Source organism: Bradyrhizobium sp. CCBAU 21365 (assembly GCF_015291305.1).
GTDB lineage: Bacteria > Pseudomonadota > Alphaproteobacteria > Rhizobiales > Xanthobacteraceae > Bradyrhizobium > Bradyrhizobium elkanii.
The window spans coordinates 132,403-146,403 of sequence record NZ_CP030036.1 but is presented as its reverse complement, the minus strand read 5'-3'; the positions used below and the strand labels follow the sequence as shown (position 1 = coordinate 146,403).

Sequence of the window (14,001 nt, the reverse complement as noted above, 5' to 3'; positions counted from 1 at the left end):
GCAAAGCGAGCCTCGAAGGATGGTCACAAGCACCGGAGAGAGACGTCATGGAAACCACAACGATGCTGCGCGCGTTCTGCGACGCGGTCGAAGCGCGCAACGGCAAGGCCTTTGCAAATCTCTTCACCGAGGACGGCGTCTATCACGATGTGTTCTACGGTGCCTTCAAGGGCCACGGCAGAATCGCCGAGATGATCGACGACTGGTTCTACCGGACCGCGACCGATTTCCGTTGGGTGATGCACGATCCCGTCAGCGACGGCACCACGCTCTACGCACGCTACACGTTCAGCTACCGCTCGACCTTGCCGGAAGCCAAGGGGGCGCGCGCGATGTTCGAGGGCGTCGCGATCATGCGGCTGCGTGACGGCAAGATCACAGAGTACCACGAGGTCGCCAACACCGCGCCGGCTTTCGTCGATTTGAACTTCGCGCCGGAGCGCATCGCCAAGATCGTCGGCAAGCAGGGCGCGGAGCTTAAGGCGCGGCCGGAGATGCAGCGGCATCTCGTTTAGTGCTGTCATTCCGGGGCATCGCGCAGCGATGAACCCGGAATCTCGATCGATGATTTCTGGATTCCGGGTTCGATGCTGCGCATCGCCCTCAGGTGCGCAATTGCGCACCTGGGAATGACAGTCACGGCGGCGGCGGATTGGTCATCGGCTTGCGCTGGGCGAGCGCCGCCACGGTGGAGGTGCCGATCGGGCCCTTCTCGTCATAGAGCCAGCATTCGCCGATCGCGATGCCGTCCGTGGCGTGGTGGTTGACGACCTCGAAGCCGATCCAGTTGGTCACCGGCAAACGATGCAGATAGATCGTGACGTCGCTGTTGATGTAGCCGAGCCCCTGGTCGCCGGCATTGGCGAAGGGGCTGGCGAAATCCGCGCCGGTCGCGACATGGACGAACGGCGTCATCTTCACGCCCGCGACGAGCTCGCGCACCTCGCTCATCCACAGTCGTCGCTCGCCGAGCGAGCCCATATGGCCGACGATCGGCCGCGTCTCCCATTTGCCGTTCATGCCGAGCCTCGGATCGGTCGGCTTCGGAATCTCGGCCGGTGCCGGCACTTGCCAGTTCGGCGGTGACCATACATTGCCGGGTGCATTTTCCGTCCTGCGCAACAATTGGCAGGAGGCGCGCGCCATGCTGGTGCCGCCGGAGACAAACTCGGCCTCGATCATCTTGATGCGCATGCCGTCACGCACGAGCTTGGTCGTCACCTCGATCGGCGTCGTGATGTTGGGCAGCCGGAACATGTCGACCGTCAGCCGCGCGGGGACGAAATCGTCGGAGCCGTGGCGCTCCTCGATGACCAAGGCGAGCAGGCCGATCACGACGCGGCCGTGCAGGGATTCCGGACTCCACGGTCCGTTCGCAACGGGTGTCGGCATGAAGCCGTCGCCGTGCCTGGTGAAGAAGGGCTGGTTTGTCATGGCGCGCGACCATGACGGGAATGGCGTGCTGAAATCAAGACTCTTCACCCTCATGGTGAGGAGCCGCGTAGTGGCGTCTCGAACCATGAGGCCCGGTCTGTGGCCTCATCCTTCGAGACGCGCTGCGCGCTCCTCAGGATGAGGGGACGGAGCCCATGCGCCACTCCTGCTGCACCGTGACGTCGAGCTCGCCGCCGGCGCGCGACGCCAGCGCCGCGAACGCATCGCGCGTGATCAGTTGCGACAGCGCCCACACCGCGGCGCCGCGCACCAGCGGGCTCGCATCGTCGAGCAAACGCCGCGCTTCAGCGGCAAGGCTTGCATCGCCGGAGTTGCCGATCGCGATCAGCACATTGCGGATGAAGCGGTCGCGGCCGATACGCTTGACCGGCGACTTCGTGAACAGCGCGCGGAAAGCGGCATCATCGAGCCGTGCGAGATCGGCAAGCGCGGGCGCACGCAACGCATCGCGCGCGGCGAGCTTCTGCTCGCGTCCCGTTTGCGCGAACTTGTTCCACGGACACACCGCGAGGCAATCGTCGCAGCCATAGATGCGGTTGCCGATGCTCTTGCGGAATTCGTGCGGGATCGGACCCTTGTTCTCGATCGTCAGATACGAGATGCAGCGCCGCGCATCGAGCTTGTAGGGCGCGGGAAACGCCGCGGTCGGGCAGATGTCCTGGCAGGCGCGGCAGCTGCCGCAATGATCGGCCTCGGCATCATCGCGCGGCAGCTCGGTTGCGGAATAGATCGCGCCGAGAAACAGCCACGAGCCGAATTCGCGCGACACCAGATTGGTGTGCTTGCCCTGCCAGCCGATGCCGGCCGCCTGGGCGAGCGGCTTCTCCATGACCGCGGCGGTGTCGACGAACACCTTCACCTCATCGCCGGTGATCGTGGCGAGCCAGCGCGCCAGGACCTTCAGCCGCTTCTTGATCACGTCGTGATAGTCGTCGCCCTGCGCATAGACCGAGATCGCGCCACGCGACCGGCGCGCAAGGATATCGAGCGGGTCCTCGTCGGGCCCGTAATTGACGCCGAGCATGATGATCGAGCGCACGCCGCCCCACAGCAGGCGCGGATCGGTGCGCCGCTCCGGATTGACCGCGAGCCAGTCCATGTCGCCATGGCCGCCGGAGCCGAGGAATTCGAGGAAATATTTTCCGGCCTCGCTGGTCGCGTCAGGCGCGGTGAAGCCGATGGCATCGAAGCCGAGCGCATGCGCCTCGCGCTGAAGCGCTGCCTTGAGATCGGAAGGGGAGAGCCTGACTGCCGGATTCAGAAGTCGAGGTCCACATAGGTGCGCGACGCTGGCACCCCCGCCAGCCATTCGCTGAGTAGCGGGCGGAACGACGGGCGGGACTTCACCCGCGCGTACCACGACTTTGCCGCGTCGTCCTCGCTCCATGGCACGTCGCCCAGATAGTCGATCGCCGAGAGATGCGCCGCGGCGGCGAGGTCCGCGTAGGTCAGGCGGTCACCGGCGAGATAGTTCCGCGTCTTCGCCAGCCAGCCGATATAGCTCAGATGATAGCGCACATTGACCTTGGCGGCGCGCATGATGTCGGGCGCCGGCGGGCCGCCGCCATTGTCCTCGCTCATGAAGCGCTTGTAGATCCGCTCGGTCACCAGCGGGTTGGAGGCTTCCTCGAAGAATTTCTCGTTGAACCACGCCATCAGCCGGCGCACCTCGACGCGCTCGGCCGTCGACGTCGGCAACAGCCGCCGGTCGCCGGCATCGAGGCCATGCGCTTCGTCGACATATTCGGCGATCACGGGTGCACCCGGAATCGGCGGAAAACCCTCGGCGATCAGCACCGGCGTCGTGGCCGCCGGATTGAGTGCCAGGAACGCCTCGCGCCGCTCCCACACCCGTTCCTCCACAAGGCGCAAGTCGAGCCCATACTCGCCGAGCACGAGCCGAATGAAGCGCGAATGCGGACAGAACGGATGGTGATACAGCGTATACATGAAGCCCTTGGTAGTTTCGCGGCGCTTAAGAAATCATCAACCTGTGCGGCCTGGACCTGTGCTTTGGCCAGACCAGTTCCGGTCGTCTCTATGTCGCGTCAGCACGCAAACCGGTAGCCATCCCCGCAGATGGTGCGGGTCACAAAAACGCTATAGCTCAGCAAATCGGCCGGGTAACCCATTGTTTGACGATTTTTTGCGATTGCGGCCAATGTGCGAATAAGCGAGAAGAATCCCGTTTTCCACACAGGGCAGGCCACAACATGATGACGGATATGCTGCGGGCGGTGATTCTCGGCATCGTCGAGGGCGTCACGGAGTTCCTGCCGGTCTCCTCGACAGGCCACCTGCTGCTTGCGGAGCGCTTCTTCAATCTGGGCGAAGGCAATTTCTGGAAGAGCTTTGCGATCCTGATTCAGCTCGGCGCGATCCTCGCGATCGTCGCGCTCTATTTCGTCAGATTGTGGCGCGTGGCGCTCGGCATGTTCACCAATCCCGACGACCGCCGCTTCGTGATCGGCGTGCTGGTGGCGTTCCTGCCCGCGGTCGTGATCGGCCTGATCGCCGGGAAATACATCAAGGAGTTCCTGTTCAATCCGTGGGTGGTCTGCTTCACGCTGATCGTCGGCGGCGCCGTGCTGCTGTGGGTCGATCAGCTCGATCTCAAAGTGTACGAGGACGATGCGACGCGCTTCCCGCTGCTGATGTATTTCTGGATCGGCGTCGCGCAGTGCCTGGCGATGATTCCCGGCGTGTCGCGCTCGGGGGCCAGCATCGTGGCGGCGATGCTGCTCGGCGCCGACAAGCGCTCGGCGGCGGAGTTCTCGTTCTTCCTCGCGATCCCGACCATGGTCGGCGCGTTCGCCTATGATTTCTACAAGAACCGGGCTGACTTCACCTCCGACAATCTCAGCGTGATCGCGGTCGGCTTCGTGGTGTCGTTCATCACCGCGATGATCGTGGTGCGGGCCTTCCTCAACTTCGTCACCCGCCGCGGCTTCGCCTTCTTCGCCTGGTGGCGCGTGATCGTCGGCACGCTCGGCCTGATCGCGCTGGCGATGGGACGGTAAGGAACAGCTCTCACCGCGTCAGCGGTCTTCACCTCTCCCGCTTGCGGGGGAGGTCGGATTGCATCGCAGATGCAATCCGGGTGGGGGCTCTTTCCACACCAAGAGAGTCGTTTTGCGGTGAAACCCCCACCCCAACCCTCCCCCGCAAGCGGGAGAGGGGGCGCAGTCTTTCCGCGGTAACGCCTACGCGCTCTTCTTCTGGAACTGACCCGCCGCGCGGAAGCGCCAGAGATATTGCGGGGCGATCGCTTCCATCGAATCCGGCGAGATACCGAGGCCTGCGAAGGTCAGGCCGGCGGCCTTGGCGGCGTCGGACACCACATTGTCCGAACGCAGCATCGCGACCTGGTCCGGCGTCAGCGTGAACGGCCCCGGCGCGAACTGCAGGAAGTACGACTGGAACTTGGCGAGGCCGAACGGCAGCGGCGCCAGCAAGCGATCGCGCTGGATGATCTTGAGGATGATCTGCATCACCTCGCGCATGGTCAGCACTTCCGGCCCGCCGAGCTCGTAAGTTGCGCCCTGCTTCGCCTTGCCGTCCACGGCATCGGCCACGGCGTTCGCGACGTCGCCGACATAGGCCGGCTGCACGGTATTGACCCCGCCGCCGACCAGCGGCAGCACCGGCGACATCCGTGCCAGCGCCGCAAACCGGTTGGTGAACTGATCCTCGGGCCCGAACAGCAGCGACGGCCGCATGATGGTGGCCTGTGGCAAGGCCGCCAGCACCGCCGCCTCGCCCTCCGCCTTGGCCCGGAAATAGCTCGAGGGCGAATCCGCGTCGGCCCCGATCGCCGAGACATGGACCATCCGCCCACCGGCAGCAGCCGCCGCCTTGGCGATGGTCTCGGCGCCCTTCACCTGCACCGCATCGAAGCTCTGCCCGCCGCCCTCGGCCAGGATGCCGACCAGGTTGATGGCAATATGCGAATCACGCATCGCCGCCTCGACCGAGGCCGGGTAGCGCACATTGGCCTGGACGGCATGGATCTGTCCGACACGGCCGAGCGGCTGCAGGTGGCCGGCCAGTTCAGGCCGCCGCACCGCGACTCGGACGCGGTAATCGCGCTTGCAGAGCGCCCGGACCACGTTCCGCCCCAGAAAACCCGATCCGCCGAAGACCGTGACGAGCGTGTCCAGGTTCGATGCCATGGGGTGATTCCTGTGGGATTCGAGAGCGATTGACGTGGGTTAACCGTCTGGCGATACGCCATCGGCCTTATCCTGTACAGGGTATTTGAATTTCCAATCGCGAATTTGACAAGCGCGCAACCGATCCTTACTAAGCCGCTCCACATGCCCAGGTGGCGGAATTGGTAGACGCGCTGGCTTCAGGTGCCAGTGGCTTAACGGCCGTGAAGGTTCGAGTCCTTTCCTGGGCACCACCCCCTTTTTAAGCGATTGAAATCGCTCAGTATCCGGAGGGTGGGTGCGGCGAAGCCGTCACCCAGCGAGGGTAGAGGCGAGACAGCGATTATACCGTTGGCCCCCATTTCTCGTCGTTAGACGCGACGGACGTAATCTCGTTCGATCCAAATCGAGTGCATGTAGCTGGACTCCTCGACCTTCGAGTTCGACCAGGCGTCCTCTGAGATCGACGATCGGAAAAATGGCGGCCGAGGCACTTCACGAATAACGCCTGCCTCTCTATGTTTCCGGCAGCGCTTTTGGAATTGCTACGACTTCGACTCTGTTCCCGATCTTCATTCCAACACCTTTGAACGGGCTTTTGAGACGAGCTTAGCGCATCCTGCTCAGCTGGCGCTCGTCGGCCGCCGCTCCAGTGCGCTGCAATTTTCGGGTGCTCCAGGGGTCGTCGAGCAAAGCCTTCGCGCTTCGCCTTAGATCGCCCATCCGTCGGCGGGATAGGCGACGGTCTCCGCGGGCATGATCGCCGCACCGAGCCCGTTGCAGAATCGGCTGGAATAGAAGGCGAGCGGGGAACCGTCTCGCTGCCGGCACCAGCGGACCTCGCCAATGAACAGCGTGTGGTCGGCGACGTCGATTGATCGGACCACGTCGCAAGCGAACTGGGCGATCGCTTGCGACAGGACGGGAAATTCTTCCCGTTTGACCAGCGATGGCGAGCCTTCGGCCCGCGGCCCGCCGGAGAAGTGCGCGCAGAGTGCGAGATCTTCCGCGTGAAGCACATTCACGGCGTAACGCTTCGAATCCATGATCGCCTGCCAGGTCCGCCCTCGCATCACCGACACCAGCACGGTTGGCGGTTTGGTGGAGACGGTTGTGAAGCTGTTGGCCGTCATGCCGACCGGAGTGCCGTCGCGGTCGATGCTCGCCACGACTGTCACGCCTGTGGGGAATCGCGCAGCGGCCGCCCGGAAGCTCGCCGGATCGGGATGCGGGTTCATCGATGGCGCTCCATGGCGAAACGGCAAGAGGTCGCGCCTTTCGGCGTGTGGCTCGAGAGATGGTTTGTCGGCACGCAGCCGCTGCCTGGTGCAAGTGGACCGTACGGCCGGCTCGCGATCATTGTTGCGTCAGGCGGCGAGCGGCGCGCGCCTGTCGATCCAAGCGTGGATGCGCTTGTCGGTCGCGACACGATCCCACTGACGTTCCGGGTAGTTGAAATTATCGGTGAACTCGTCGCAGAGTTCTCGGTCCTGCGCCATGGTGAGGATCAGCCGACCCATCGCCTCGGACGGCGGCCGCAGCATCAGATTCGTCCAGCGCGCAGCCGCGAACACGCGATTTTCGCGGGCGCGATCCACCTCCTCAATGAAGCGAGCGTCGAAGGCCACCGTTTCCACGATCGCCTTGCCGAGTTCGAAGGCGGCGTAGGAGGCGATGTTGGCGCCTTGGCCCATCAGCGGGTCGACCACTGAGTGGACGTCGCCCAGCGCGACGGCGAATTTCTCGCCATCGAAGGCGACCGACGATTGCCGCACGGTCGGCACCACCGCACTTGCAGCAGGTCGAGCGGCTGGGCAAGCCCGAAGCGATGGGTGTCGATCCGGTCGTAGGTGTGCGGATGATGCTTTTCCAGCTTGTCGAGAATTGTCTGGCGGAAGGCTGCGGGGTCCGCGTCGTAGCTCAGCGAGACCAGATCGGCCATGTCGCCGCCGGGAATGTTCTCCATCAGGAGCGCCGTCTTCATGCCGTTGAATGACAGCGTCGGAATGACGATCATCTCGCCATGTCCGGGCGACACCGAGAGCGTGACACCGCGCGGGTCGTCACCGTCCGGGCTGCCGTGATCGACGCCGTCAAAGAGGCCCACGCAGAGCAGGCGCTGTGGCTGGCTGTAGGGGGACAACTCCGGCCGATGGGTGAACATTCGCCCGAGCGCCCCCTTGCCGGTCGACACGACGAGAAGGTCAAAGCGTGAAACCAGAGCCGGGATGTCGTCGTCCTGGATGCTGGCATATTCGATGCTGCCGCCGCGATCCTCGAAATCCTTCATCAGCGCGGGCAGGTACATGCGGTAATCCACTGCCCGGCTCGGCTTCTTGAACGCGCCGCGAAACAGCAGCCCGTTGCCTGGGAAGTTAAAGAAATGGTCGTGGTGGTGGTAGATCGTGGCCGCGTCATCCCAATGGTTCACGCCTAGCTCGTTCTCACGCGCGATGGTGACGCTGTGGTGGGCGACCGTGTTCATCAGCCGTGCCGAGGCGTACTGCTCCGGAGTGCGGTCGGTCAGCACCGTCGCCTGGATTCCATGCTGTTGCAGATAAAGAGCCAGATGCAGGCCGCCGATCCCGGCGCCGACGATCCCGATCGATTTGTTCATTGTTGATCCTCCCTGGTTGCCGAGAAGCTAGACCGGATCGACTGTGTTCTTGTAGGGAATGATAAGAATATTACAAATTCCTGGGAGGAATGCATGGATCGGATCGATGCGCTGCAAACCTTCATTCGGGTGATGGAGGCCGGCAGCTTCAGCCAGGCCGCGAGCGATCTGGGCCTCGGACAGCCGGCCATCAGCAAGCGAGTGGCGCTGCTGGAGGCGGAGTTCGGCTGCCGGCTGTTTGTCCGCACCACGCGCAAGGTTCGTCCGACGCCGGAGGCCGATCGCGTGCTCAAGCTCGCCAAGGATATCGTCGCGCTGTTGGAAAGTGCCAGCACGCCGGCGCAGAGCCGGGTTCGCAGTCCGTCGGGGACCTTGCGGATCACTGTGCCGACCTCGTTCGGTCGTTATTTTTTCCGCGGCATCTTCGCAGAATATCTTTACCGCTATCCCGACGTGCGGCTCGACGTGAGCTTCACCGAGCAGTTCGTCGACCTGGTGGAGACCGGGACGGAGCTGGCAGTTCGGATCGGAATGCTGAACTCCAGCTCGCTGGTGGCGCGGCGGGTCGGCACCATCAAGCGCCTCCTGGTGGCGGCCCCTTCACTGCTCGCACGGCATCAGGCCCCGCTCCTCCCCGACCATCTGCGCCGCATGCCGAGCATAACGTATTCGCGCTTGTCCCCGCGGAATCAGTGGACGTTCGAAGCCGAGACCGGCCGCCATGTGGTCGAGATCGCGCCGTCCATGAACTGCGACGACGCCGACGTGATGACGCTCGCGACGGTTGAGGGGCTCGGCGTCGCGGTGCTGCCAAGCTGGTGCGCCGTCGAACACATCGCCGCGGGCCGGCTTGTTCATCTGCTGCCGGATTATGCGGTACCATCGCTACCGATGCATCTCGTCTATCCTGACCCGCATTGGATGTCGCATCGCGCGAGACTATTCCGCGATCTGATCATTGAGCGTGCCGACATGTTTGCGATTGGCTGAACACGTCGGCCGATGCTTGGAATTTGAGAGCGCTGGCGATCGCCGCCGCCCCTGCCGTCACACGATCCGCCGGCCCGCGCGTCGCGCGATCGGCCGCTGGACGAAATACATCGCGATCATCGAAATAATGGTCGTTGCGACGACGATATAGCCCAGCCGGTCGAAATGCAGCAGCGAACCGTCGGGATCTTCCGCGATGATCGCCGCCGCAAAGACCGAGCCCAACCCGCCCGACAGCTGCTGCACGGATGCCGAGACCGCGCTGAACGATCCGCGCTGGCTGGCGTCGGGGATCGCCGACATCAGCGCCTGGGACGGGATCATGCGCGAGAAGATGCCGATGAACATCAGCACGTTGACCACGATCGCGGTGAGCAGCGAGACGTGGCCGAGGTTGGTGTAGATCAGCACCATGATCACGGTCACCACGCAGCCGAATGCGAAGGTCGGATATTTGCCGAACGCATCGCTGGCGCGGCCGACCAGCGGCCCGATGATGATGCTGAACAGGCCCGAGACGAGATAGATCGTCGGCAGGTGGACGATGTCGATGCCGAGATTGTGCACGGTGAAGGCGCTGCCGAACGGCATCAGCATGAAGCCGCCGGTCGCGAGCAGCGTGGTCACCAGGAAGGCCAGCGTGTAGCGCGGCTGCCCCACGGTTGCGATCAGATGGCGGAACGGATTGCTGTCGTGCTGCAATTTGAGATGGGCATCGACCGGCTGCATCGCGATCGCAATCGCCGCGATCGCGACAATCGACAGGCCGACGATGGCCACGAAGCAGATGTGCCAGTTCCAGTGATTGGCCAGGAACAGCCCGGCGGGGACGCCGAGCACCTGGCTCGCGGCGAACGCCGTCTGCAGGACGCCCATCGCGCGGCCGCGCTGTTGCAGCGGGAACAGGTCGGTGACGATGGCAAGCACGACGGAGCCGATCACCCCGCCGAAAACGCCGGTGACGATGCGGCCGAGCAGCAGCACGTGAAAATTCTGCGCCAGCGCGCAGAGCACGGTGCCGAGCATGAAGCCGACATAGAAGAACAGCAGCAGCTGCTTGCGGTCGAAGCGATCGGCAAAGCCGGCGGCGAGGACGCCGGAAATCCCGGCCGCGAACGCGTAGGCCGAGACCGCGACGCCGAATTGCCCGGCCGTGATGTTCAGCGACGGCATCAGGATGGCGCCGAGCGGCGACATGATGATGAAATCGAGGATCAGCGTGAATTGCGTGAAGGCCAGCAGCGCGATCAGGAACGATTGGTAGCGCGAAAAGCCGCGCTCCTGCTGGTCGTCGTCGATCGGCGCGGCGATGGTCTGGTCGGACATAAGGTTCATTTCATTGGGGAGGCCGGTGCTGGCCGGCAACAGATAGGGAGGGCGCGGTCGGATTTCATGGGGCGCGCGGGCAACAGTTCCCTCGAAATCGAACGCGCGGCGGCAATGACTTGGCCGACTTGGCCGCGTGCCCACGTCGAACTTGGCGAGAAAATGGGGACAGCGGCGCACCCGAGACGCCATGGCGATTGTTTCCAGTTGTGTCGGCCGATAACTGCAACGGGTGAATGCTGTACTTCACAACCTTGAAAGCGTACGCACGTCAAGGATGTGAATCGTGCTGATGCATCTCACGGTTCCGTCTGTGGCGACCGCGCAACAGGTCGCTGCAAATCGTTTCAAGCTTGAACGGAGCGGATCAGCGGAAGCTGAGAGCGGGGCGGGGGTAGCAGATGGCGCGAGGCCGGGGGCTCGGCTTCACGCCGACGGTGGAGTAAGGGCATGGTTTCCTCGCGGCTCGCGGCGATCCTGTCGTGCACGGCCTTGGGGGGCGGTTGTCTGTTGTCCGCTTCGTCGGCGTTTGCGGCCTGCGACAGTCTCGCGCCAGCAAGCGGACAGACGGTAACCTGCTCGACCGCCGCGCCGAATCCCTCGCCGACCGGCGTGCAGGCCGCTGCCGGCAGCTCGAACGTCACCGTGAACGTGCTGCAGGGCGCCGGCATCACGCCGGGCGCCGGAGCGACCGCGATCGGCCTTGTCTCCGGCAGCGCCGCCACCAACAACGGCACGCTGACCATCAGCGGTGGTGGCACCGGCATCTTCGGCAGTGGCGACGGCAATGTCTTCACCAACGCCGCGTCGGGCGTGATCACGACCTCGGGCGCCGGCAGCAATGCGATCGCCGCCAGCAGCAACGGCAACACGCTGATCAACAACGGCACGATCACGACGCAGAACGGCACCTCGCGCGGCCTTGCCATCACCGGTCTCACGCAGCACAACAACAACACGCTGATCAATACCGGGACGATCACCACCCAGGGCCCGCAATCGCACGGCCTTTTTGTGCAGACCGGCGACAGCAACACCTTCACCAATAGCGGCACCATCACCACGGCCGGCGCAGGCGCCCGTGCGATCTTCTCCGCCGGCCAGTTTGCGACCATCACCAATACCGGCACGCTGCTGACGACCGGTGGCGATGCGGGCGGCACCGCCAACAACACCGTGTTCATGCAAGGCAATGCGGGCGTCCTGCGCAACAGCGGCACGATCGAGGCGCGCGGCGTCAATGCCGACGGCGTGTTCTCCAACACCGCCGGATCGTCGTTCACCGCACGCATCGAGAACCTCGCCGGCGGCAAGATCATCAGCCAGGCGGGACCCGCAATCCGCACGCTCAACGGCGCCACCACCATCGTCAATGCCGGCCTGATCGCCGGCAACGGCGGCACGGCGCTCGCGGGCGGCGGCGGCGTGGTGACGATGATCCTGCAAACCGGCTCACAGATCGTTGGCCTTGCCGACGGCGGCGGCGGCGGCAACCAGGTGCGGCTGCAAGGCAGCGGCACGGTCGACAATGCGTTCGCGCGATTCCAGACGCTGACGATGGAAGGCAATGACTGGACCTGGGCCGGTACCGGCACCTTCGCCAACACCTTCATCAACAGCGGTTCGCTGACGCTGCAGACGTCGCTGACAGGCAATGTGTCGATCGCGGCCGGCACCAGCCTGCTGGCGGGCAACGGCGCCAATCCGTCGATCACGCCGTTTCCGGGCGGACCGCCGATCACCGTCACCAATGCCGGCGTGATCAATCTGACCAATGGCGGCGCCACCGCCGCGAACAGCCTGACGATCGCGGGCAACTATGTCGGCAATAGCGGCGGTCTCTATCTGCGCACCGTGCTTGGCGGCGACGGGTCGCCGTCGGATCGGCTCGTCATCTCCGGCGGCAATGCGTCGGGCTCGACCGCGGTGACCGTCACCAATGCCGGCGGCGCGGGCGCGTTGACCACCGCCGACGGCATCATGGTGGTGCAGGCCGTCAACGGCGGCACCACGGCTGCGGGCGCATTCGGTCTCTCCAACGCCGTCGTGGCGGGCGCGCACGAATATCTGCTGTTCCGCGGCGGCGTTTCCGCCGGCAGCGCCAACAACTGGTATCTGCGCTCGACATTGTTGCCCGGCACGGCGTCGCCTGCGCCGCCGGCTGCGCCTGCACCGGCGCCGCCTTCATCGCCCAATGTGGTGCCGCCGCCTCCGGGGCTGCCCGCGGAGGATCTGTCGTCGCTGACGCCGCCGCCGGCAGGCGCCGCGCCGGTCCAGCTCTACCGCGAAGAGGTGTCGGTCTATTCGGCGTTGCCGCAGGTGGCGCAAAAGCTCGGGCTGGCGACGCTCGGCACCTTCCATCAGCGCCAGGGCGATCAGGCCTTGCTGACCGGCGGCGGCGAACAGCCGGCGGCGTGGGCGCGTGCCTATGGCTCGCACAGCTCGCAGAGCTGGGCCGGCACGGTCAGCCCCGCCTTCGACGGCACCATGGCAGGCGTGCAGGTCGGCGTCGACATCCTGCGCTTCCAGTCCGCGCCCGAGCATCATGATCGCGCCGGCTTCTTCTATGCGTATGGCTGGGCCAGCGGCACCATCAACGGCTTCGCGCTCGGCCTGAACGACATCCGCACCGGCACGCTCTCGATCGACAGCCAGAATATCGGCGGCTACTGGACCCATGTCGGCCCGTCGGGCTGGTATGTCGACGCCGTGCTGATGGGCAGCTTCTACGGCGCAAGCCCGCAGTCGGATCGTCAGGTCGGCGCGCGGGTGTCGGGCACCGGCGTCGCTGCATCGCTGGAAGCCGGCGCACCGATCCCGCTCAACAGCTTTCTCGCGATCGAGCCGCAGGCGCAGCTGATCTGGCAACGGCAGTCGTTCGACAGCTTCAGCGACATGTTCTCGAGCGTCGCGCGCGACAGTGCCGATACGCTGACCGGGCGGCTCGGCGTGCGCATTCCGGCAACCTTCGTCGTCGGCACGGCCGAACTGCGTCCCTATCTCGAGGCCAATCTCTGGCACACCGCCGCGAATGACCGCAGCATCGCGTTCGCGACGACGGACCTGATCGGCGTGCAAAGCCGTGGCACCGCCGTCGAGATCGGCGCTGGCGTCTCCGCGCAGCTCAATCGCACGATCAGCGCCTATGCGAGCGCGGGCTACACGACCTCGGTGGATAGCCTCCATCGCGAGGATATCACCGGCCGCTTCGGCCTGCGCGTCAGCTGGCAGTGATGGCGCGCCCTCGCGGGGGCGCGCGGCGGTGATAGCAACCCATTGTCTCCGCTGCACGATGGCGGTACACCCTGAACTATCTGTGCCGGAACAATTGAGGATTCCCGCTGCCCGTGTCCGGTCCTGACCGGCCCCGATGCCGGTGCGATCCGAAGACTGGCGCATGCTCGCCTGTCGGCGGATTGGACGGTAGTTTATTCCGACGGCGATTCGACGAGGTTTTTGACA

The 14,001-nt window shown here is 64.7% G+C and carries 10 protein-coding genes, 1 tRNA gene and 1 pseudogene; 5 read left to right on the top strand and 7 right to left on the bottom strand.

The genetic code is table 11. From position 1 onward, the window contains the following. Positions 1-47: 47 nt before the first annotated feature. On the top strand, positions 48-515 hold the full coding sequence (locus XI02_RS00660) for a nuclear transport factor 2 family protein (RefSeq protein ID WP_016839977.1): 468 nt from the start codon (positions 48-50) through the stop codon (positions 513-515). 121 nt (positions 516-636) lie between these two features. Here the strand turns inward: XI02_RS00660 and XI02_RS00655 are convergent, their stop codons facing one another. From XI02_RS00655 to XI02_RS00645, 3 genes are all read right to left on the bottom strand, one after another. Beyond that, positions 637-1,434, bottom strand: coding sequence for an acyl-CoA thioesterase domain-containing protein (locus XI02_RS00655; RefSeq protein ID WP_172646234.1), 798 nt, complete (start codon positions 1,432-1,434; stop codon positions 637-639). A 133-nt stretch (positions 1,435-1,567) separates the two neighbouring features. Then, positions 1,568-2,764, bottom strand: coding sequence for a tRNA epoxyqueuosine(34) reductase QueG (queG, locus tag XI02_RS00650; protein ID WP_172646235.1), 1,197 nt, complete (start codon positions 2,762-2,764; stop codon positions 1,568-1,570). After that, the gene (locus XI02_RS00645; RefSeq protein WP_016839974.1) at positions 2,713-3,405 is read right to left on the bottom strand and encodes a glutathione S-transferase family protein; all 693 of its coding nucleotides are present in this window, start codon (positions 3,403-3,405) and stop codon (positions 2,713-2,715) included. The genes queG and XI02_RS00645 overlap by 52 nt, the downstream gene beginning before the upstream one ends. 263 nt (positions 3,406-3,668) lie before the next feature. Between XI02_RS00645 and XI02_RS00640 the strand changes: the two genes are divergently transcribed. Then, a complete protein-coding gene (locus XI02_RS00640; RefSeq protein ID WP_016839973.1) occupies positions 3,669-4,475 on the top strand; it encodes an undecaprenyl-diphosphate phosphatase in 807 nt (268 codons plus the stop codon). A 183-nt stretch (positions 4,476-4,658) separates the two neighbouring features. Here the strand turns inward: XI02_RS00640 and XI02_RS00635 are convergent, their stop codons facing one another. Then, positions 4,659-5,627 (bottom strand): complex I NDUFA9 subunit family protein, encoded by a 969-nt coding sequence (locus XI02_RS00635; protein ID WP_172646236.1) that lies wholly within the window; start codon positions 5,625-5,627, stop codon positions 4,659-4,661. A gap of 146 nt (positions 5,628-5,773) precedes the next feature. On the opposite strand from XI02_RS00635, the gene XI02_RS00630 reads away from it, so the two are divergent. Beyond that, positions 5,774-5,860, top strand: a tRNA-Leu gene (locus XI02_RS00630). A gap of 456 nt (positions 5,861-6,316) precedes the next feature. On the opposite strand, the gene XI02_RS00625 is transcribed toward XI02_RS00630, so the two are convergent. Then, on the bottom strand, positions 6,317-6,844 hold the full coding sequence (locus XI02_RS00625) for a flavin reductase family protein (RefSeq protein WP_069279045.1): 528 nt from the start codon (positions 6,842-6,844) through the stop codon (positions 6,317-6,319). Positions 6,845-6,973: 129 nt separating this feature from the next. Next, a pseudogene (gene styA / locus XI02_RS00620) lies at positions 6,974-8,223 on the bottom strand (styrene monooxygenase subunit StyA). Positions 8,224-8,316: 93 nt separating this feature from the next. Between styA and XI02_RS00615 the strand changes: the two are divergent. After that, positions 8,317-9,213, top strand: a complete 897-nt coding sequence (locus XI02_RS00615) for a LysR family transcriptional regulator (RefSeq protein ID WP_172646237.1) — start codon at positions 8,317-8,319, stop codon at positions 9,211-9,213. A gap of 57 nt (positions 9,214-9,270) precedes the next feature. Here XI02_RS00615 and XI02_RS00610 read toward each other — a convergent pair whose 3' ends face one another. Then, entirely contained in the window at positions 9,271-10,539 is a 1,269-nt protein-coding gene (locus tag XI02_RS00610; RefSeq protein WP_172646238.1) for an MFS transporter, read from the bottom strand. A 450-nt stretch (positions 10,540-10,989) separates the two neighbouring features. On the opposite strand from XI02_RS00610, the gene XI02_RS00605 reads away from it, so the two are divergent. Continuing rightward, positions 10,990-13,773, top strand: a complete 2,784-nt coding sequence (locus XI02_RS00605) for an autotransporter outer membrane beta-barrel domain-containing protein (RefSeq protein WP_172646239.1) — start codon at positions 10,990-10,992, stop codon at positions 13,771-13,773. The last annotated feature ends 228 nt before the right edge of the window (positions 13,774-14,001 follow it).

Coding starts and splice junctions, on each gene's coding strand:
- XI02_RS00660 (WP_016839977.1), top strand. CDS start 48: ATGGAAACCACAACGATGCTGCGCGCGTTCTGCGACGCGGTCGAAGCG.
- XI02_RS00655 (WP_172646234.1), bottom strand. CDS start 1,434: ATGACAAACCAGCCCTTCTTCACCAGGCACGGCGACGGCTTCATGCCG.
- queG (WP_172646235.1), bottom strand. CDS start 2,764: ATGGCTGGCGGGGGTGCCAGCGTCGCGCACCTATGTGGACCTCGACTT.
- XI02_RS00645 (WP_016839974.1), bottom strand. CDS start 3,405: ATGTATACGCTGTATCACCATCCGTTCTGTCCGCATTCGCGCTTCATT.
- XI02_RS00640 (WP_016839973.1), top strand. CDS start 3,669: ATGATGACGGATATGCTGCGGGCGGTGATTCTCGGCATCGTCGAGGGC.
- XI02_RS00635 (WP_172646236.1), bottom strand. CDS start 5,627: ATGGCATCGAACCTGGACACGCTCGTCACGGTCTTCGGCGGATCGGGT.
- XI02_RS00625 (WP_069279045.1), bottom strand. CDS start 6,844: ATGAACCCGCATCCCGATCCGGCGAGCTTCCGGGCGGCCGCTGCGCGA.
- XI02_RS00615 (WP_172646237.1), top strand. CDS start 8,317: ATGGATCGGATCGATGCGCTGCAAACCTTCATTCGGGTGATGGAGGCC.
- XI02_RS00610 (WP_172646238.1), bottom strand. CDS start 10,539: ATGTCCGACCAGACCATCGCCGCGCCGATCGACGACGACCAGCAGGAG.
- XI02_RS00605 (WP_172646239.1), top strand. CDS start 10,990: ATGGTTTCCTCGCGGCTCGCGGCGATCCTGTCGTGCACGGCCTTGGGG.